Annotated in this window: 19 protein-coding genes and 1 tRNA gene; 19 read left to right on the top strand and 1 reads right to left on the bottom strand. The window is 67.1% G+C overall.

Features of this window, described 5'->3' with window-relative positions:
- Positions 1-30 precede the first annotated feature (30 nt).
- The gene (locus tag T336_RS0104255; protein WP_026431618.1) at positions 31-336 is read right to left on the bottom strand and encodes a hypothetical protein; all 306 of its coding nucleotides are present in this window, start codon (positions 334-336) and stop codon (positions 31-33) included.
- A gap of 49 nt (positions 337-385) precedes the next feature.
- Here T336_RS0104255 and T336_RS0104250 point away from each other — a divergent pair, with 49 nt between their 5' ends.
- From T336_RS0104250 to nuoL, 19 genes are all read left to right on the top strand, one after another.
- Positions 386-1,558 (top strand): pyridoxal phosphate-dependent aminotransferase, encoded by a 1,173-nt coding sequence (locus T336_RS0104250; protein ID WP_026431617.1) that lies wholly within the window; start codon positions 386-388, stop codon positions 1,556-1,558.
- 127 nt (positions 1,559-1,685) lie between these two features.
- Entirely contained in the window at positions 1,686-1,952 is a 267-nt protein-coding gene (rpsO, locus tag T336_RS0104245) for a 30S ribosomal protein S15 (RefSeq protein ID WP_019703748.1), read from the top strand.
- A gap of 216 nt (positions 1,953-2,168) precedes the next feature.
- Positions 2,169-4,445, top strand: coding sequence for a polyribonucleotide nucleotidyltransferase (gene pnp / locus T336_RS0104240; RefSeq protein ID WP_026431615.1), 2,277 nt, complete (start codon positions 2,169-2,171; stop codon positions 4,443-4,445).
- Between the two features lie 90 nt (positions 4,446-4,535).
- Positions 4,536-5,540, top strand: a complete 1,005-nt coding sequence (locus T336_RS0104235) for an NAD(P)H-quinone oxidoreductase (protein ID WP_035225275.1) — start codon at positions 4,536-4,538, stop codon at positions 5,538-5,540.
- A complete protein-coding gene (gene tpiA / locus T336_RS0104230; RefSeq protein WP_026431613.1) occupies positions 5,537-6,292 on the top strand; it encodes a triose-phosphate isomerase in 756 nt (251 codons plus the stop codon). Before T336_RS0104235 ends, tpiA begins: the two co-directional genes overlap by 4 nt.
- A gap of 35 nt (positions 6,293-6,327) precedes the next feature.
- A complete protein-coding gene (secG, locus tag T336_RS0104225; RefSeq protein WP_019703752.1) occupies positions 6,328-6,717 on the top strand; it encodes a preprotein translocase subunit SecG in 390 nt (129 codons plus the stop codon).
- Positions 6,718-6,833: 116 nt separating this feature from the next.
- Positions 6,834-6,918: transfer RNA gene (locus tag T336_RS0104220), tRNA-Leu, on the top strand.
- A 76-nt stretch (positions 6,919-6,994) separates the two neighbouring features.
- Positions 6,995-7,354 (top strand): NADH-quinone oxidoreductase subunit A, encoded by a 360-nt coding sequence (locus T336_RS0104215; RefSeq protein WP_013593734.1) that lies wholly within the window; start codon positions 6,995-6,997, stop codon positions 7,352-7,354.
- A 24-nt stretch (positions 7,355-7,378) separates the two neighbouring features.
- Positions 7,379-7,858 carry a NuoB/complex I 20 kDa subunit family protein gene (locus T336_RS0104210; RefSeq protein WP_011794407.1) on the top strand — a complete coding sequence of 160 codons (480 nt, stop codon included), beginning with the start codon at positions 7,379-7,381 and terminating at the stop codon, positions 7,856-7,858.
- A 13-nt stretch (positions 7,859-7,871) separates the two neighbouring features.
- Entirely contained in the window at positions 7,872-8,480 is a 609-nt protein-coding gene (locus tag T336_RS0104205; RefSeq protein ID WP_026431612.1) for an NADH-quinone oxidoreductase subunit C, read from the top strand.
- 30 nt (positions 8,481-8,510) lie between these two features.
- Entirely contained in the window at positions 8,511-9,764 is a 1,254-nt protein-coding gene (locus tag T336_RS0104200) for an NADH-quinone oxidoreductase subunit D (protein WP_026431611.1), read from the top strand.
- A complete protein-coding gene (nuoE, locus tag T336_RS0104195; protein WP_013593737.1) occupies positions 9,761-10,285 on the top strand; it encodes an NADH-quinone oxidoreductase subunit NuoE in 525 nt (174 codons plus the stop codon). Before T336_RS0104200 ends, nuoE begins: the two co-directional genes overlap by 4 nt.
- Positions 10,282-11,640: an NADH-quinone oxidoreductase subunit NuoF gene (gene nuoF / locus T336_RS0104190; protein WP_026431609.1), complete on the top strand. Its 1,359-nt coding sequence runs from the start codon at positions 10,282-10,284 to the stop codon at positions 11,638-11,640. The genes nuoE and nuoF overlap by 4 nt, the downstream gene beginning before the upstream one ends.
- Before the next feature lie 15 nt (positions 11,641-11,655).
- Positions 11,656-13,818 carry an NADH-quinone oxidoreductase subunit NuoG gene (gene nuoG, locus T336_RS0104185; protein WP_026431608.1) on the top strand — a complete coding sequence of 721 codons (2,163 nt, stop codon included), beginning with the start codon at positions 11,656-11,658 and terminating at the stop codon, positions 13,816-13,818.
- The gene (gene nuoH, locus T336_RS0104180) at positions 13,815-14,891 is read left to right on the top strand and encodes an NADH-quinone oxidoreductase subunit NuoH (protein ID WP_019703756.1); all 1,077 of its coding nucleotides are present in this window, start codon (positions 13,815-13,817) and stop codon (positions 14,889-14,891) included. The genes nuoG and nuoH overlap by 4 nt, the downstream gene beginning before the upstream one ends.
- Before the next feature lie 15 nt (positions 14,892-14,906).
- The gene (gene nuoI, locus T336_RS0104175) at positions 14,907-15,422 is read left to right on the top strand and encodes an NADH-quinone oxidoreductase subunit NuoI (protein WP_011794414.1); all 516 of its coding nucleotides are present in this window, start codon (positions 14,907-14,909) and stop codon (positions 15,420-15,422) included.
- A gap of 38 nt (positions 15,423-15,460) precedes the next feature.
- A complete protein-coding gene (locus T336_RS0104170) occupies positions 15,461-16,129 on the top strand; it encodes an NADH-quinone oxidoreductase subunit J (protein WP_013593741.1) in 669 nt (222 codons plus the stop codon).
- The gene (gene nuoK / locus T336_RS0104165; RefSeq protein ID WP_011794416.1) at positions 16,126-16,434 is read left to right on the top strand and encodes an NADH-quinone oxidoreductase subunit NuoK; all 309 of its coding nucleotides are present in this window, start codon (positions 16,126-16,128) and stop codon (positions 16,432-16,434) included. The genes T336_RS0104170 and nuoK overlap by 4 nt, the downstream gene beginning before the upstream one ends.
- A 28-nt stretch (positions 16,435-16,462) precedes the next feature.
- On the top strand, positions 16,463-18,499 hold the full coding sequence (gene nuoL / locus T336_RS0104160) for an NADH-quinone oxidoreductase subunit L (protein ID WP_026431607.1): 2,037 nt from the start codon (positions 16,463-16,465) through the stop codon (positions 18,497-18,499).
- The last annotated feature ends 9 nt before the right edge of the window (positions 18,500-18,508 follow it).

Genomic DNA, 18,508 nt, shown 5'->3' with positions numbered 1-18,508 from the left:
GCGCGGGGACGCGCCCGGAGGTGGCCGTGCTCAGCGGCGGGCGTAGCCGAGGCAGGCGCCCGCGTTGGGCAGCCCCCTGCATTCCCGGATCAGCCGGCGCTCCCGCTGGGCGGGCGTTTCGGCGGACGAGGAGGGCGGGCTGCTGCGCACGCGCGGCGCCTTGGCGCGCGCCCGGGGCCGGGCTTCGGTCTGGTGCGGGCCCGCGGTGGCCGGAGCGTTGGCGCCCAGGGGCGCGGGCGCGCTGCCGTTGGCCGCGGCCGCAGCCGCGGTACCCACGGCCAGGACGCCCGCGAGCAGCACCATGGCGGCGCGGGCAGGGTTTTTCTTCGATTGCATGGGGATTCCTCCGGCTCGACAATGTAACGTTTTGCCGCCCTGACATTCCATGCGCCACACCCTCGCCCACCTCGAAGAATCCAAGATCCGCGAAGTCGCCAATGCCGGGATGGGGCGGCCCGACGTGCTGGCATTCTGGTTCGGCGAAAGCGACGAGGCCACCCCGGACGTGGTGAACGAGGCCGCCATCGCCTCGCTGCGTGCCGGTGAAACCTTCTATTCGCACAACCTCGGCCTGCCCGCGCTGCGCGAGGCCATCGCCGCCTACGTGGCGCGCCTGCACGGCCCGGCCACCGACGCCGGGCGCATCGCCGTCACGTCCGGCGGCGTCAGCGGCCTCATGCTGGCGGTGCAGGCCCTGGTGGACCCGGGCGACGAGGTGGTCGCCGTCACGCCCGTCTGGCCCAACCTCGTGGCGCAGCCGCGCATCCTGGGGGCGCGCCTGCAGTGCCTGCCGCTGCGCCCGCGCGAGGACGGCGCCTGGGCGCTGGACATGGACGCCCTGAAGCGCGCCGTGACGCCGGCCACGCGGCTGCTGGTGGTGAATGCTCCGAACAATCCGACGGGCTGGACGCTGTCGGCGGCCGAGCAGCGCGAGATCCTGGAGCACTGCCGCGCCACGGGCACCTGGATCCTGGCCGACGAGGTCTATGAACGCCTGTACTACGAACCGACGCCCCACGGCTGCGCGCCGAGCTTCCTCGACCTCGCCGTGCCGGAGGACCGCCTGGTGGTGGTGCACAGCTTCTCCAAGAGCTTCCTGATGACGGGCTGGCGGCTGGGCTGGCTCGTCCTGCCGCCGGCACTGGCGGCCCACATGGGCAAGCTGATCGAGTTCAATACCTCGTGCGTGAGCGTCTTCACGCAGCGCGGCGGTATCGCGGCGCTGCAGCACGCGGCGGAGATCGTGCCGCGCGTCACTGCCCACATGCGCCTGTGCCGCGACACCCTGCTGCCGCTGCTGCAGGCGGTGCCCGGCGTGCATGCCCATGCGGCCAGTGGTGGCATGTACGCCTTCTTCCGCATGGACGGCCACGGCGACGCGATGGCCACCGCCAAGCGCCTCGTGGCGGAGGCCGGCCTGGGGCTGGCGCCCGGCAATGCCTTCGGCCCGGAAGGGGAGGGCTGGCTGCGCTGGTGCTTCGCCTCGCGCGACCCCGCGCGGCTGGTGGAAGGGGTGGCGCGCCTGCGGAAATGGCTCGAAAAGGCCGGCGCGGTATAATCCCAGGGTTTTGCATGGTGCAAGACGCACGCCGCCGGCCGTTCCAGCCCGCGGCGCAAGTCAAAACCTGGGGCCGCAGCCTTGCCACGCGCGAGGCCCGCCGGCTCCGACACTCAAGGAAAAACCAATGATCGCATCCTCCATCAAGGCCGAAGTCATCAAGGACAACGCCCGCGCCGCCAACGATACCGGCAGCCCCGAAGTGCAGGTGGCCCTGCTCACGGCCCGCATCAACGAGCTGACCCCCCACTTCAAGCAGCACGCCAAGGACCACCACGGCCGCCGCGGCCTGCTGCGCATGGTGAGCCGCCGCCGCAAGCTGCTGGACTACCTCAAGGCCAAGGACGCTGATCGCTACACCGCCCTGATCGCCAAGCTGGGCCTGCGCAAGTAAGCGCATCCGCACGCAGGAACGCCTGGGTTAGCACGCTGACTCAGGCGTTTTCTACTTCGGAGCCGCAATAGCAGAGCGAAGCTGTGTCATTCCAATGGCCTTGGGGGCTGCCGGCCCGGCCCCAGGTCCACTGGAATGGCATCGTGTTCTGAGTTGCCCTCCGGCCCCCGCCGGCCTCGCTGGGCCGGCATCCACACCGAAGCATAGGAAACACGCATGACCATCTTCAACAAAGTCACCAAGTCCTTCCAGTGGGGCGACAAGACCGTCGTCATGGAAACGGGCGAGATCGCCCGCCAGGCCAACGGCGCCGTGCTGGTCGAGATCGACGGCACCGTCATCCTCGCCACCGTGGCGGCCTCCAAGTCGGCCAAGCCCGGCCAGGACTTCTTCCCCCTGACGGTGGACTACATCGAGAAGACCTACGCCGCCGGCAAGATCCCCGGCAGCTTCTTCAAGCGCGAGGCCAAGCCCAGCGAACACGAAACGCTGACCAGCCGCCTGATCGACCGCCCGATCCGCCCGCTGTTCCCCGAAGGCTTCTTGAACGAAGTGCACGTGGTCGTCCACACCGTGTCGCTCAACCCCGAGGTGGATGCCGACATCGCCGCCATGATCGGCGTGAGCGCTGCGCTGGCCATCTCCGGCATCCCGTTCAGCGGCCCCATCGGCGCTGCGCGCGTGGGCTACATCAACGGCGAGTACGTGCTGAACCCGGGCCAGACCGCCCGCAAGAATTCGCAGATGGACCTGGTCGTCGCCGGCACCGAAGCCGCCGTGCTGATGGTCGAATCCGAAGCCCAGCAACTCAGCGAAGACATCATGCTGGGCGGCGTGGTGTTCGGCCACGAGCAGGCCAACATCGCCATCAACGCCATCCATGAGCTGGTGCGCGAAGCCGGCAAGCCCGTGTGGGACTGGCAGGCGCCCGCCGAAGACGAAGCCTTCGTCGCCAAGGTCAAGGACCTGGCCGAAGAGAAGCTGCGCGCCGTCTACCAGATCCGCAGCAAGCAGGCCCGCACCCAGGCCCTGCGCGAAGCCAACGCCAGCGTGATGGAAGCCCTCAAGGCCAGCGGCGAGCCCTTCGACGCCGGCAAGGTGGGCGACCTGCTGTTCGCCATCGAATCGAAGATCGTGCGCAGCCAGATCCTGGCCGGCGAGCCCCGCATCGACGGCCGCGACACGCGCACCGTGCGCCCCATCGAGATCCGCAACTCCGTGCTGCCCCGCACGCACGGCTCCGCGCTGTTCACGCGCGGCGAGACGCAGGCGCTGGTGGTCTCCACGCTGGGCACCGAGCGCGACGCGCAGCGCATCGACGCGCTGGCCGGCGAGTTCGAGGACCGCTTCATGTTCCACTACAACATGCCTCCCTTCGCCACCGGCGAAGTGGGCCGCATGGGCTCCACGAAGCGCCGCGAGATCGGCCACGGCCGCCTGGCCAAGCGCGCGCTGGTCGCCGTGCTGCCGACGAAGGAAGAGTTCCCCTACACGATCCGCGTGGTCTCCGAGATCACCGAATCCAACGGCTCGTCCTCGATGGCCTCCGTCTGCGGCGGCTGCCTGTCGATGATGGACGCCGGCGTGCCGATGAAGGCCCACGTGGCCGGCATCGCCATGGGCCTGATCAAGGAGGACAACCGCTTCGCCGTGCTGACCGACATCCTGGGCGACGAGGACCACCTCGGCGACATGGACTTCAAGGTGGCGGGCACGACGGCCGGCATCACCGCCCTGCAGATGGACATCAAGATCCAGGGCATCACCAAGGAAATCATGCAGGTCGCCCTGGCCCAGGCCAAGGAAGCCCGCCTGCACATCCTCGGCAAGATGCAGGAAGCGATGGGCGAGGCCAAGACCGAGGTCTCCAGCTTCGCGCCCAAGCTCTACACGATGAAGATCAACCCCGAGAAGATCCGCGACGTGATCGGCAAGGGCGGCGCGGTGATCCGCGCGCTGACGGAAGAGACCGGCACGCAGATCAACATCGACGAGGACGGCACGATCACCATTGCCTCCACCGACAGCGCGAAGGCCGACGAGGCCAAGCGCCGCATCGAGCAGATCACGGCCGAGGTCGAGATCGGCAAGATCTACGAAGGCCCCGTGGTCAAGATCCTGGACTTCGGCGCACTGATCAACCTGCTGCCCGGCAAGGACGGCCTGCTGCACATCAGCCAGATCGCCCATGAGCGCGTGGAAAAGGTGACCGACTACCTGACCGAAGGCCAGGTCGTGAAGGTCAAGGTGCTCGAGACCGACGAGAAGGGCCGCGTGAAGCTGTCCATGCGCGCGCTGCTGGACCGCCCGATGGGCGACAGCGGCCGTCCGGCACCCGCCGAGCGCGGCGAACGGGGTGACCGCGGCGACCGTGGCGACCGCCCGGAACGTGGCGAGCGCCGTGAGCGCCGCGAACCTGCCGGCGCCGACCAGCAGCAACAGCAGCAGCAATCCACCGGCACGGGCGAGCACTCCGGCCAGATGGATGCCTGAGCGCCAGCGCCGCCGCACTGCGGCGGCGATGAGCCGGTCCGGCCCTGCTCCGGCCGGCCTCTCTGAAACCTGACATTCCTGGGATCCAGTATGGCGACCACCATGCGTGCCGTGGAAATCGCGGGCTCCGGCGGCCCGGAAGTACTGCGCCTCGCCGAGCGGCCCGTGCCGCGGCCGGGCGCAGGCGAGCTGCTGATCCGCGTCGCGGCCAGCGGCATCAACCGGCCCGACGTGCTCCAGCGCAAGGGGCACTATGCGCCCCCGCCGGGCGCTTCCGACCTGCCCGGGCTCGAAGTGGCGGGCACCATCGCGGAAGGCGACGCGTCGGCGATGGCCGCGGCCGGCCTGAAGGCGGGCGACCGCGTGTGCGCGCTGGTCGCGGGCGGCGGTTATGCCGAATGGTGCGTCGCACCCGTCGCGCAATGCCTGCCCGTGCCGGAGGGCTGGAGCGACGTCGAGGCGGCCTCGCTGCCCGAGACCTTCTTCACGGTGTGGAGCAACGTGTTCGACCGCGGCCGCCTCGCGGCTGGCGAAACCCTGCTGGTGCAGGGCGGCAGCAGCGGCATCGGCGTGACGGCCATCCAGCTCGGCCGCGCCTTCGGCGCCACGGTGATCGTGACGGCGGGCTCGGACGAGAAGTGCCGCACCTGCCTGGAGCTCGGCGCGCACCATGCCATCAACTACAAGACCCAGGACTTCGTGGCCGAGGCCCGGCGCATCACCGATGGCCGCGGCGCGGACGTGGTGCTCGACATGGTGGCGGGCGACTACGTGGCGCGCGAGGTCGAGTGCCTGGCCGAGGATGGCCGCCTGGTCATCATCGCCGTGCAGGGCGGGGTGCAGTCCTCCTTCGATGCAGGGCTGGTGCTGCGCCGCCGCCTCACGGTGACGGGCTCGACGCTGCGGCCCCGTTCCGTCGCGTTCAAGGGCGCCATCGCTGCCGCCCTGCGCGAGCGGGTGTGGCCGCTGCTGGCGGCCCGCACCGTGCGGCCCGTGGTGCACAGCACCTTCCCGGCGGCCGAGGCGTCGCGGGCCCATGCGCTGATGGAGTCGAGCCAGCATGCCGGCAAGATCGTTTTGACGTGGACAGCATGACAAAGAAGAAACTCATCGCGGGCAACTGGAAGATGAACGGCTCCCTGGGGGGCAATGCTGCGCTGCTGCAGGCGCTGCGCGGCGGCCTGGAGGCGGGCGCGTACCGGAACGTGGATGTGGCCGTGGCAGTGCCGGCGGCCTACCTTGCGCAGGTGCAGGGCCTGGCTGAAGGCTCGGCCATCGCGCTGGCGGCGCAGGACGTGTCGCGGCACGAGGCGGGCGCCTACACCGGCGAAATCTCCGCGGCGATGCTGCAGGAGTTCGGCGTGCGCTACGCGCTTGTCGGGCATTCCGAGCGCCGCCAGTACCACGGCGAGACCGACGAGCAGGTGGCCGAGAAGGCGCAGCGTGCGCTGGCCGCCGGCATCACGCCGGTGGTGTGCGTGGGCGAGACGCTGGCCGAACGCGAGGCCGGGCAGACCGAAGCCGTGGTCAAGCGCCAGCTGGCCGCGGTCATCCACCTCAACGGCCATTGCATCAGCGAGACCGTGGTGGCCTATGAACCCGTCTGGGCCATCGGCACCGGCCGCACCGCCACGCCCGAGCAGGCCCAGCAGGTGCATGCCGTGCTGCGCGCGCAGCTGGCCGCGGCCAGCGAGCACGCGGACCGCATCCGCCTGCTCTACGGCGGCAGCATGAATGCCGCCAACGCGGCCACGCTGCTGGCCCAGCCCGATATCGACGGGGGCCTCGTGGGCGGTGCATCGCTCAAGGCCCAGGACTTTTTGCAGATCATTGCTGCGGCCGCCTGAGCGGCGCCGCGCGAACCAACCGGAGTAGAGAAGAAATGAATGTGCTCGTGAATGTGATCCTGGCCGTGCAGATGCTGGCCGCGCTGGCGATGATCGGCCTCGTGCTCATCCAGCACGGCAAGGGCGCCGATATGGGGGCCGCGTTCGGCAGCGGCAGCTCGGGGAGCCTGTTCGGCGCCAGCGGCAGCGCGAACTTCCTGTCACGCTCGACGGCGGTGCTGGCCGGCGTGTTCTTCGCGGCCACGCTCGCGCTGGCCTATTTCGGCAACGTCCGTCCCGCTGGCGTGGGCAGCGTGCTGGAGACCCCGGCGGCCGCCCCTGCCGCCGTGCAGCCGGTGGCGCCCGCGTCCACTTCCGCCATTCCCGCATCCGCGTCGGCACCTGTGGCACCGGCCTCTGGCGCAGCGCAGATCCCGACAAAATAATTGTTGGAAAAGTAACCGATTCATAGAGAGTCGGGTTTTTCCGGAGTAGAATTCCGGATTGTCTGGAAAGCCAAATAGCCCTTCGGGTTCCTCATGCCATCCAGATGCAGACATCAGCCGTCGTGGTGAAATTGGTAGACACGCTATCTTGAGGGGGTAGTGGCGAAAGCTGTGCGAGTTCGAGTCTCGCCGACGGCACCAACACACAAGCAAGCCCGCCCGGCCATTCCTCATCGCAGGAATGGGGGTGCGGCCCCAGCGGTGAGTACCCCTCCAGATGAACCTCGATCAATACCTCCCCGTTCTTCTGTTCATCCTGGTCGGCATCGGAGTGGGGGTGGTGCCCCTGGTCCTGGGCTACGTGCTGGGTCCCAACCGGCCCGATGCGGCCAAGAACTCCCCCTACGAGTGTGGCTTCGAGGCGTTCGAAGATGCGCGCATGAAGTTCGACGTGCGCTACTACCTCGTCGCCATCCTCTTCATTCTTTTCGATCTGGAAATCGCATTCCTCTTCCCGTGGGCGGTCACGCTGCACGAGGTCGGGGTGACCGGTTTCGTCGCCGTCATCGTCTTCCTGGCCATCCTGGTCGTGGGCTTCGCCTACGAGTGGAAAAAGGGTGCCCTGGATTGGGAATGACGGGGCTTCACAAGGAACGACACGATGATTGAAGGCGTGATGAAGGAAGGCTTCATCACCACGAGCTATGACTCCGTGGTGAACTGGGCCAAGACCGGATCGCTGTGGCCCATGACCTTCGGTCTGGCCTGCTGCGCCGTCGAGATGATGCATGCCGCCGCGGCGCGCTACGACATCGGCCGCTTCGGCGCCGAGGTGTTCCGCGCCAGTCCCCGGCAGTCCGATCTGATGATCGTGGCCGGTACGCTCTGCAACAAGATGGCCCCGGCCCTGCGCAAGGTGTACGACCAGATGTCCGAGCCGCGCTGGGTGATCTCCATGGGTTCCTGCGCCAACGGCGGCGGCTACTACCACTACAGCTACTCGGTGGTGCGCGGCTGCGACCGCATCGTGCCGGTGGACGTGTACGTGCCGGGCTGCCCCCCGACCGCCGAGGCACTCATCTACGGGATCATCCAGCTCCAGCAGAAGATCCGCCGCACCCATACCATCGCCCGCGTCTGAAGGGTTCTCCAGCATGACAGCCATTGCCATCCGACCCGAGGCTCTGCGGGACGCGGTCGCCGCTGCGCTCGGCGACAAGGCGCGCGACATCGTGGTCGCGCTCGACGAACTCACGGTGACCGTCCCGGCCGCCGACTACCTTGCCGCGATGCAGCTGCTGCGCGATGCGCCCGGCTGCCGGTTCGAGCAGCTCGTGGACCTCTGCGGCATCGACTACTCCACCTATGGCGACGTGGGCACGGAAGGCCCGCGCTACGCCGTGGTGTCGCACCTGCTGTCCGTCAGCCTTAACCAGCGCGTGCGCGTGAAGGTGTTCTGCCCCGACGACGACTTCCCCGTGGTGGCGTCGGTGTCCGGCATCTGGAACTCCGCCAACTGGTACGAGCGCGAGGCCTTCGACCTCTACGGCATCGTGTTCGACGGCCATGACGACCTGCGCCGCATCCTGACCGACTACGGCTTCATCGGCCATCCCTTCCGCAAGGATTTCCCGCTGTCGGGCCATGTCGAGATGCGCTACGACACCGAGGCGCGCCGCGTGGTGTACGAGCCGGTGACGATCGAGCCGCGCGAGATCACGCCCCGCATCATCCGCGAAGAAAAGTACGGAGGCCTGCACTGAGGCGCTCCCGGCGCACTCAGGCGATCCACGATGGCTGAAATCAAGAACTACTCCCTGAACTTTGGTCCGCAGCACCCGGCCGCGCACGGCGTGCTGCGCCTGGTGCTCGAGCTCGACGGCGAAGTCGTGCAGCGCGCCGACCCCCACATCGGCCTGCTGCACCGCGCCACCGAGAAGCTGGCCGAGCACAAGACCTTCATCCAGTCGCTGCCCTACATGGACCGGCTGGACTACGTCTCGATGATGTGCAACGAGCACGCCTACTGCCTGGCCATCGAGAAGCTGCTGGGCATCGACGTGCCGCTGCGCGCGCAGTACATCCGCGTGATGTTCTCCGAGATCACGCGACTGCTGAACCACCTGATGTGGCTGGGCTCGCACGGAAACGATTGCGGCAGCTCCACGATCCTGATCTACACGTTCCGCGAGCGTGAAGACCTGTTCGACATGTACGAGGCGGTATCGGGTGCGCGCATGCACGCGGCCTACTTCCGTCCGGGCGGCGTCTATCGCGACCTGCCTGACAGCATGCCGCAGTACCAGGCGAGCAAGGTGCGCAACGCCAAGGCGATCGAGGTGCTGAACCAGAACCGCCAGGGTTCGCTGCTGGACTTCATCGACGACTTCACGCAGCGCTTCCCCAAGTGCGTGGACGAGTACGAGACGCTGCTGACGGACAACCGCATCTGGAAGCAGCGGACGGTGGACATCGGCATCGTGACGCAGGAGCGCGCGCTGAACCTCGGCATGACCGGCCCGATGCTGCGCGGCTCGGGCATCGCCTGGGACCTGCGCAAGAAGCAGCCCTACGACGCCTACGACCGCGTGGAATTCGACATCCCCGTGGGCAAGACGGGCGACTGCTACGACCGCTACCTCGTGCGCGTGCAGGAGATGCGCCAGTCCAACCGCATCATCAAGCAGTGCGTGGACTGGCTGCGCGCCAACCCCGGCCCCGTCATCACCGACAACCACAAGGTGGCACCCCCGTCGCGCGAGTCGATGAAGTCGAACATGGAAGAGCTGATCCACCATTTCAAGCTCTTCACCGAAGGCTTCCGCGTGCCCGAGGGCGAGGCCTATGCCGCCGTCGAGCACCCGAAGGGCGAGTTCGGCATCTACCTCGTGAGCGACGGCGCCAACAAGCCGTACCGGCTCAAGATCCGCGCACCGGGCTTCGCCCACCTCGCGACCCTCGACGAGATGGCGCGCGGGCACATGATCGCCGATGCCGTGGCCATCATTGGCACGATGGATATCGTGTTCGGAGAGATTGACCGATGAGTACCGAATCGAACCAAGCCGCCGGCTCGCCGGTGACCGAGGCGACGCGTGCGCGCTTCGCCCGCGAAGTGGCGAAGTACCCGCCGGAGCAGAAGCAGTCCGCCGTGATGGCCTGCCTGTCCATCGTGCAGCAGGAGCAGGGCTGGGTCAGCGCCGAGAGCGAGGCCGTGATCGCCGAGGTCCTGGGCATGCCCCAGATCGCCGTGCATGAAGTCACGACCTTCTACAACATGTACAACCAGCAGCCGCTGGGCAAGTACAAGCTGAACGTCTGCACCAACCTGCCGTGCCAGCTGCGCGACGGCCAGAAGGCGTTGCACCACCTCGAGAAGAAGCTCGGCATCGCCATGGGCGAGACCACGCCCGACGGCCTGTTCACGCTGCAGCAGTGCGAATGCCTGGGCGCGTGCGCCGATGCGCCCGTGATGCTGGTGAACGACCGCACGATGTGCAGCTTCATGGACAACGAGAAGCTCGACCAGCTCGTGGACGGCCTGCGCCAGGCGGAGGGACAGGCATGACCACCGCGGCACAGATCCTCTCGCAGTTCCAGGCCACGGGCGTCCAGACCTGCTTCCACGACCGCCACATCGAGCCGCAGATCTACGCGGGCCTCGACGGCACGAACTGGAGCATCAAGGACTACGAGGCGCGCGGCGGCTACCAGGCCCTGCGCAAGATCCTCGGCACGGACGGCGGCGAGCCGATGACGCAGGACCAGGTCATCGCCACCGTCAAGGAATCCGGCCTGCGCGGCCGCGGCGGCGCGGGCTTCCCGACGGGCCTGAAGTGGAGCTTCATGCCCCGCTCGTTCCCGGGGCAGAAGTACCTCGTCTGCAACTCCGACGAAGGCGAGCCGGGCACCTGCAAGGACCGCGACATCCTGCAGTTCAACCCGCACATCGTCATCGAGGGCATGATCATCGCGGCCTTCGCGATGGGCATCTCGGTGGGCTACAACTACATCCACGGCGAGATCTTCCAGACCTACGAGCGTTTCGAGGCTGCACTGGAAGAGGCGCGCGCCGCGGGCTACCTGGGCGACAACATCCTGGGCAGCAGCTTCAGCTTCCAGCTGCACGCCGCCCACGGCTTCGGCGCCTACATCTGCGGCGAAGAGACGGCTCTGCTCGAATCGCTGGAAGGCAAGAAGGGCCAGCCGCGCTTCAAGCCGCCGTTCCCGGCCAGCTTCGGCCTCTACGGCAAGCCCACCACGATCAACAACACCGAGACCTTCGCGGCGGTGCCGTGGATCATCCGCAACGGCGGCGCGGCCTACCTGGCCTGCGGCAAGCCGAACAACGGCGGCACCAAGATCTTCTCGGTGTCCGGCGACGTGGAGAAGCCCGGCAACTACGAGGTGCCCCTGGGCACGCCGTTCGCCAAGCTGCTGGAACTCGCCGGCGGCGTGCGCAAGGGCCGCCAGCTCAAGGCCGTGATCCCGGGCGGCTCGTCCGCCCCGGTGCTGCCGGCTTCCATCATCATGGAATGCACGATGGACTACGACTCCATCGCCAAGGCCGGCTCGATGCTGGGCTCGGGCGCCGTGATCGTCATGGACGATTCGCGCAGCATGGTCGAGAGCCTGCTGCGCCTGTCTTACTTCTATTCGCACGAGTCCTGCGGCCAGTGCACGCCCTGCCGCGAGGGCACGGGCTGGATGTGGCGCGTGATCGACCGCATCCAGCACGGCCAGGGCCGCGAAGGCGACTTGGACCTGCTCAATTCGGTGGCGGACAACATCCAGGGGCGCACCATCTGCGCCCTGGGCGACGCGGCGGCCATGCCGGTGCGCGCCATGATCAAGCACTTCCGTCCGGAATTCGAGGCGCTGATCCGCAACAAGACGAGCCCCCAGGCTCCGGCCTCCGCCTGATCGCGAGAAACGCATATGGTTGAAATCGAACTCGACGGGAAGAAGGTGGAAGTCGCCGAAGGCTGCATGGTGATGCATGCGGCCGAGAAGGCGGGCACCTACATCCCTCATTTCTGCTATCACAAGAAGCTCTCCATCGCCGCCAACTGCCGCATGTGCCTGGTGGACGTGGAGAAGGCACCCAAGCCGATGCCCGCCTGCGCCACGCCCGTGACGCAGGGCATGATCGTGCGCACCAAGAGCGACAAGGCCATCAAGGCCCAGCAGTCGGTCATGGAATTCCTGCTGATCAACCACCCGCTGGACTGCCCCATCTGCGACCAGGGCGGCGAGTGCCAGCTGCAGGACCTGGCCGTGGGCTATGGAGGCTCCTCCTCGCGCTACGAGGAAGAAAAGCGCGTGGTCTTCCACAAGGACGTCGGCCCGCTGATCTCCATGGAGGAGATGAGCCGCTGCATCCACTGCACCCGCTGCGTGCGTTTCGGCCAGGAAGTGGCCGGCGTGATGGAGCTGGGCATGATCCACCGCGGCGAGCATTCCGAGATCACCACCGTGGTGGGCGATACCGTGGATTCCGAGCTGTCGGGCAACATGATCGACATCTGCCCCGTGGGCGCGCTCACGAGCAAGCCGTTCCGCTACAGCGCCCGCACGTGGGAGCTGTCGCGCCGCAAGTCGGTCAGCCCGCATGATTCCACGGGTGCCAACCTGATCGTCCAGGTGAAGAGCCACAAGGTCATGCGCGTCGTCCCGTTCGAGAACGAGGACGTGAACGAGTGCTGGATCGCCGACCGCGACCGCTTCTCGTACGAAGCGCTGAACGGTCCCGACCGCCTCACGAAGCCCATGCTCAAGCAGGGCGGCCAGTGGAAGGAAGTGGACTGGCAGACGGCCCTCGAATATGTGGCCAACGGCCTGCGCGGCATCCAGTCCGAGCACGGTGCCCAGAGCATCGGCGCGCTGGTCAGCCCGCACAGCACGCTGGAAGAGCTGCACCTCGCCACGCTGCTGGTGCGCGGCCTGGGCAGCGACAACATCGACTACCGCCTGCGCAATGCGGAATTCACCGCGCCGGAAGGCGTCCGCTGGCTGGGCATGCCCATCGCGGCACTGTCCACGCTGCAGTCCGTGCTGGTCGTGGGCTCCAACCTGCGCAAGGAACACCCGCTGTTCGCGCAGCGCATCCGCCAGGCGGCCCGCAAGGGCTGCGCGGTGAGCGCTCTGAATTCCGTGGCCTATGACTGGGCCATGCCGATGGCGCAATCCATCGTGGCACCCGCCGGCGAGTGGGCTGCCGCGCTGGCCGACATCGCCGCAGCCGTGGCCCAGGAGCGTGGCGTGGCCGCGCCCGTGGCCTCCGGCCGTGCGACCGATGCGGCGCTGGCCGTGGCGCGTTCGCTCGCGTCCGGCGAAGGCCGTGCCGTGCTGCTCGGCAATGCTGCCGCGCACCATGCCCAGGCCTCGTCGCTGCTGGCGCTGGCCCAGTGGATCGGCGCGCAGACCGGCGCCGTGGTCGGCTACCTGACCGAAGCCGCCAACACCGTCGGCGCGCAGTTCGTGGGCGCGCAGCCCCGGCAGGGCGGGCTCGATGCCGGCCGCATGCTGGCCGGTGGCCTCAAGGCCGCGCTGCTGCTGGGTACCGAACCGGTGCACGATTCCGCTGCCGGTGCGCGCGCTGCAGAGGCGCTCGCGCAGGCTGAAATGGTCGTGACGCTGAGCCCGTTCAAGACCAACCTGGAATTCAGCGACGTGCTGCTGCCCATCGCCCCGTTCACCGAGACCTCCGGCAGCTTCGTGAATGCCGAAGGCCGCCTGCAGGGCTTCCACGCCGTGGTCAAGCCGCTGGGCGATGCCCGTCCGGCCTGGAAGGTGCTGCGCGTGCTCGGCAACCTGCTGGGCGTGCAGGGCATCGGCTTCGAGACCTCGCAGGAAGTGCTGGCGCACGCCGTGGGCGCCACCGGTGCCGTGCTGCCGACGCACCTGCCGGCCGACCGCCTGGCCAACACCACGTCCGCGGCACCCGCCGTGCCGGCCGCCGCCGGCACGCCGGAGCCCGTGGTCGCCGCCATCTACCAGCTCGACAGCCTCGTGCGCCGTGCGCCCTCGCTGCAACTGACGGCCGATGGCCGCCAGGCTGCCGCAGCCGCCACCGCCGCCGTGGAAGGAGCCGCAGCATGATCGACGCGCTCTACAACGGCGGGCTGAACCTCGTCGCCCAGTCCTGGTGGACGGGCGCCGTGTGGCCCGTGCTCTGGAACCTGCTCAAGATCGTCGCCATCGTGGCGCCGCTCATGGGCGCGGTGGCCTACCTCACGCTCTGGGAGCGCAAGCTGCTGGGCTTCATGCAGGTGCGCCACGGCCCCAACCGCGTGGGCCCATTCGGCCTGCTGCAGCCGCTGGCCGACGGCCTGAAGCTGCTCACCAAGGAAATCATCCAGCCCGCGGCGGCCAGCAAGGGCCTGTTCGTGCTGGGCCCGGTGATGGCCATCATGCCCGCGCTCGCGGCCTGGGTGGCGATCCCCTTCGGCCCCGACGTGGCGCTGGCCAACGTGAACGCCGGCCTGCTGCTGATCATGGCGATCACCTCGATCGAGGTGTACGGCGTGATCATCGCCGGCTGGGCCTCGAACTCGAAGTACGCCTTCCTGGGCGCGCTGCGTGCCTCGGCCCAGATGGTGAGCTACGAGATCGCCATGGGCTTCTGCTTCCTGGTGGTCATCATGGTCTCGGGCAGCATGAACCTCACGCAGATCGTGCTGAGCCAGGGGCAGGGCACGATGGCGAACGCCGGCCTGTCGTTCCTGTCCTGGAACTGGCTGCCGCTGCTGCCGATCTTCGTCGTCTACCTGATCTCGGGCGTCGCCGAGACCAACCGGCACCCGTTCGACGTGGTGGAAGGCGAGGCGGAAATCGTGGCCGGCCACATGGTCGAGTACTCGGGCATGGGCTTCGCGATCTTTTTCCTGGCCGAATACGCCAGCATGTGGCTCGTGTCCATCCTGGGCGTGACCATGTTCCTGGGCGGCTGGCTGTCGCCGGTGGCGGCCCTGGACTTCATCCCGGGCTGGATCTGGCTGGGCCTCAAGACCTTCCTCGTGGTGTCCATGTTCATCTGGATCCGCGCGACCTTCCCGCGCTTCCGGTATGACCAGATCATGCGCCTGGGCTGGAAGATCTTCATTCCGGTCACCCTGGTGTGGCTGCTGATCGTGGGCGCGTGGCTGCTGTCGCCCTGGAACATCTGGAAATAAGCGGGACACGACATCATGGCTGCTGTTGCTGCTGCTACGACATCTTTTTCCTTCAAGGACTTTTTCAAGAGCTTCATGCTCGTGGAACTGGTCAAGGGCATGGCCCTGACCGGCCGCTACGCGTTCCGCCGCAAGGTGACGGTGCAGTTCCCCGAAGAGAAGACTCCGCTGTCGCCGCGCTTCCGCGGGCTGCACGCGCTGCGTCGCTACGAGAACGGCGAAGAGCGCTGCATCGCCTGCAAGCTCTGCGAGGCGGTCTGCCCGGCGCTCGCGATCACGATCGAGTCGGACGTGCGTGCCGACGGTTCGCGCCGCACGACGCGCTACGACATCGACCTCACGAAGTGCATCTTCTGCGGCTTCTGCGAAGAGAGCTGCCCGGTCGATTCGATCGTCGAGACGCAGATCCTGGAATACCACGGTGAGAAGCGGGGCGACCTGTACTTCACCAAGGACATGCTCCTGGCGGTCGGCGACCGCTACGAGGCCGAGATCGCCGCCGCCAAGGCGGCCGACGCCAAGTACCGCTGACCCGCGGCTCCTGAACCACTTTTCACAAGATCCGATTCATGGACGCCAAGACTGGTTTCTTCTATCTGTTCTCGGTCGTGCTGCTGTATGCGGCCTTCCGGGTCATCACCGCGCGCAACCCCGTGCATGCGGTGCTCCACCTGATCCTCGCGTTCTCGCAGGCCGCCGCCATCTGGCTGCTGCTGAAGGCCGAGTTCCTGGCCATCGCGCTCGTGCTGGTGTACCTGGGCGCCGTGATGGTGCTGTTCCTGTTCGTGGTGATGATGCTGGACATCCACATCGACACCGTGCGGCAGGGCTTCTGGCGGCACTTCCCGCTGGCTGCCTTCATCGGCGCGCTGATCGCGCTCGAAATGGCAGCGGTGCTGATGGGTGGCTTCCGCGGCATGGACGAACCCAAGGCCGTGGCGGCCATGGTGGACGCGGCCGGCAACGTGGTGCAGTACTCCAACACCAAGGCGCTGGGCAAGCTGCTCTACACCGAATACCTGTACCCGGTGGAAATCGCCGCGGTGATCCTGCTGGTGGCCATGATCGCCGCCATCGCCCTGACCCTTCGCCAGCGCAAAGACACCAAGGTGACCAAGGTTTCGGAGCAGGTGCGCGTGCGCGCCGCCGACCGCGTCGCGCTGGTGAAGGTCGCCGCGACGCAGAAGCCCGCGGAAGAAGCGGCGGCGCCTGCAGCCGCCGAGGAGAAGAAGGCATGACGTTGACCCTGGGCCATTTTCTGTCGCTGGGCGCGATGCTGTTCGCGCTGTCGGTGATCGGCATCTTCCTGAACCGCAAGAACCTCATCGTGCTGCTCATGGCCATCGAGCTGATGCTCCTGGCCGTGAACATGAACTTCGTCGCGTTCTCCCACTACCTGGGCGACATGCACGGGCAGGTGTTCGTGTTCTTCATCCTGACGGTGGCCGCGGCCGAATCCGCCATCGGCCTCGCGATCCTGGTGCTGCTGTTCCGCAACAAGTCCAGCATCGACGCGGAAGATCTCAACACCCTCAAGGGCTGATCCGCCGGTACTTGCAAGGTCTTCAAGAATGAGTCAAACCCTCTCAGCTTCGATGCTCCTCGCGGTGCCGCTGGCGCCGCTGGCGGGCTCCGCGCTCGCCGGCATCCTCGGCACGGCCTTCGGCGGCAACCGCATCGGGCGCCGCGCGAGCCACACCCTCACGATCCTCGGCGTGTTCGTCGCGTTCGTGCTCTCGGCCCTGACGTTCAAGAGCGTGGCGCTCGACGGCGCCCGCTTCAACGAGACGCTCTACACCTGGATGGTGGTGGGCGGCCTCAAGATGGAAGTCGGCTTCCTCATCGACACGCTCACCGCCATGATGATGTGTGTGGTGACGTTCGTATCGCTGATGGTGCACATCTACACCATCGGCTACATGGAAGAAGACGACGGCTACAACCGCTTCTTCTCGTACATCTCGCTGTTCACGTTCTCGATGCTCATGCTGGTCATGAGCAACAACCTGCTGCAGCTGTTCTTCGGCTGGGAAGCGGTGGGCCTCGTGTCGTACCTGCTGATCGGCTTCTGGTTCAACAAGCCCACGGCCATCTTCGCCAACATGAAGGCGTTCCTCGTGAACCGCGTCGGCGACTTCGGCTTCATCCTGGGCATCGGACTGATCGCCGCCTACACCGGCACGCTGAACTACGGCGAGATCTTCGCCAAGTCGGGCGAGCTCGGCACCATCGGCTTCCCGGGCACGAACTGGATGCTCATCACCGTGATCTGCATCTGCCTGTTCATCGGCGCGATGGGCAAGAGCGCGCAGTTCCCGCTGCACGTGTGGCTGCCCGACTCGATGGAAGGCCCGACCCCGATCTCCGCGCTGATCCACGCGGCCACCATGGTGACCGCCGGCATCTTCATGGTGTCGCGCATGTCGCCGCTGTTCGAGCTGTCGGACACGGCCCTCAACTTCATCCTGGTGATCGGTGCCATCACGGCCCTGTTCATGGGCTTCCTGGGCATGATCCAGAACGACATCAAGCGCGTGGTGGCCTATTCCACGCTGTCGCAGCTGGGCTACATGACCGTGGCACTGGGCGCCTCCGCCTACTCGGTGGCCGTGTTCCACCTGATGACGCACGCGTTCTTCAAGGCCCTGCTGTTCCTCGGCGCGGGCTCGGTGATCATGGGCATGCACCACAACCAGGACATCCGCTGGATGGGCGCCGTGCGCAAGTACATGCCCATCACCTGGATCACCTCGCTGCTGGGTTCCCTGGCGCTGATCGGCATGCCGCTGTTCTCGGGCTTCTATTCCAAGGACAGCATCATCGAGGCCGTGCACGCCAGCACGCTGCCGGCCGCGGGCTTCGCGCACTTCGCCGTGCTGGCCGGCGTGTTCGTCACCGCGTTCTATTCGTTCCGCATGTACTTCCTGGTCTTCCACGGCAAGGAGCGCTACGACCAGAACCCGGACGCGCACCACGACGACCACCATGCCCACGACGACCATGGTCACGGCCATGGCCACGACGCCAAGCCGCACGAGTCGCCGTGGGTGGTGACGGTGCCTCTGGTGCTGCTGGCGATCCCCTCGGTGGTGATCGGCTTCCTGGCCATCCAGCCGATGCTGTTCGGCGACTTCTTCAAGGACGTGATCTTCGTGGATGCCGCGAAGCACCCCGCGATGGCCGAGCTGTCCGAGATGTTCCACGGCCCGGTGGCGATGGCCCTGCACGGCCTGCAGGCGGCGCCGTTCTGGCTGGCCCTGGCGGGTGTAGCGCTCTCCTACTACATGTACATGGTCAACCCGGCCCTGCCGGCGGCGATCAAGCGCACCTGCATGCCGATCTACGTCCTGTTCGAGAACAAGTACTACCTCGACTGGATCAACGAGAACATCATCGCCCGCGGTGCCCGCGCATTGGGCACGGGCCTGTGGAAGGGCGGCGACCAGGCCGTGATCGACGGCGCCGTGGTGAACGGTTCCTGGAAGGTCGTCGGCTGGGTCGCCGGCATCGTGCGCTGGGTGCAGTCGGGCTACATCTACCACTATGCGCTGGTGATGATCCTGGGCGTGTTCGGGCTCATGACGTACTTCGTGTGGCTCAACAAGTAGAGGAACAAG

It is taken from the genome of Paracidovorax oryzae ATCC 19882 (assembly GCF_000687165.1).
In the GTDB taxonomy this organism is placed as follows: domain Bacteria; phylum Pseudomonadota; class Gammaproteobacteria; order Burkholderiales; family Burkholderiaceae_C; genus Paracidovorax; species Paracidovorax oryzae.
This window is presented reverse-complemented; position numbering and strand designations above follow the sequence as displayed.

Bases quoted from the DNA above. Each gene is read 5' to 3' on its own strand.
- T336_RS0104255 (WP_026431618.1), bottom strand. From the start codon at position 336: ATGCAATCGAAGAAAAACCCTGCCCGCGCCGCCATGGTGCTGCTCGCG.
- T336_RS0104250 (WP_026431617.1), top strand. From the start codon at position 386: ATGCGCCACACCCTCGCCCACCTCGAAGAATCCAAGATCCGCGAAGTC.
- rpsO (WP_019703748.1), top strand. From the start codon at position 1,686: ATGATCGCATCCTCCATCAAGGCCGAAGTCATCAAGGACAACGCCCGC.
- pnp (WP_026431615.1), top strand. From the start codon at position 2,169: ATGACCATCTTCAACAAAGTCACCAAGTCCTTCCAGTGGGGCGACAAG.
- T336_RS0104235 (WP_035225275.1), top strand. From the start codon at position 4,536: ATGGCGACCACCATGCGTGCCGTGGAAATCGCGGGCTCCGGCGGCCCG.
- tpiA (WP_026431613.1), top strand. From the start codon at position 5,537: ATGACAAAGAAGAAACTCATCGCGGGCAACTGGAAGATGAACGGCTCC.
- secG (WP_019703752.1), top strand. From the start codon at position 6,328: ATGAATGTGCTCGTGAATGTGATCCTGGCCGTGCAGATGCTGGCCGCG.
- T336_RS0104215 (WP_013593734.1), top strand. From the start codon at position 6,995: ATGAACCTCGATCAATACCTCCCCGTTCTTCTGTTCATCCTGGTCGGC.
- T336_RS0104210 (WP_011794407.1), top strand. From the start codon at position 7,379: ATGATTGAAGGCGTGATGAAGGAAGGCTTCATCACCACGAGCTATGAC.
- T336_RS0104205 (WP_026431612.1), top strand. From the start codon at position 7,872: ATGACAGCCATTGCCATCCGACCCGAGGCTCTGCGGGACGCGGTCGCC.
- T336_RS0104200 (WP_026431611.1), top strand. From the start codon at position 8,511: ATGGCTGAAATCAAGAACTACTCCCTGAACTTTGGTCCGCAGCACCCG.
- nuoE (WP_013593737.1), top strand. From the start codon at position 9,761: ATGAGTACCGAATCGAACCAAGCCGCCGGCTCGCCGGTGACCGAGGCG.
- nuoF (WP_026431609.1), top strand. From the start codon at position 10,282: ATGACCACCGCGGCACAGATCCTCTCGCAGTTCCAGGCCACGGGCGTC.
- nuoG (WP_026431608.1), top strand. From the start codon at position 11,656: ATGGTTGAAATCGAACTCGACGGGAAGAAGGTGGAAGTCGCCGAAGGC.
- nuoH (WP_019703756.1), top strand. From the start codon at position 13,815: ATGATCGACGCGCTCTACAACGGCGGGCTGAACCTCGTCGCCCAGTCC.
- nuoI (WP_011794414.1), top strand. From the start codon at position 14,907: ATGGCTGCTGTTGCTGCTGCTACGACATCTTTTTCCTTCAAGGACTTT.
- T336_RS0104170 (WP_013593741.1), top strand. From the start codon at position 15,461: ATGGACGCCAAGACTGGTTTCTTCTATCTGTTCTCGGTCGTGCTGCTG.
- nuoK (WP_011794416.1), top strand. From the start codon at position 16,126: ATGACGTTGACCCTGGGCCATTTTCTGTCGCTGGGCGCGATGCTGTTC.
- nuoL (WP_026431607.1), top strand. From the start codon at position 16,463: ATGAGTCAAACCCTCTCAGCTTCGATGCTCCTCGCGGTGCCGCTGGCG.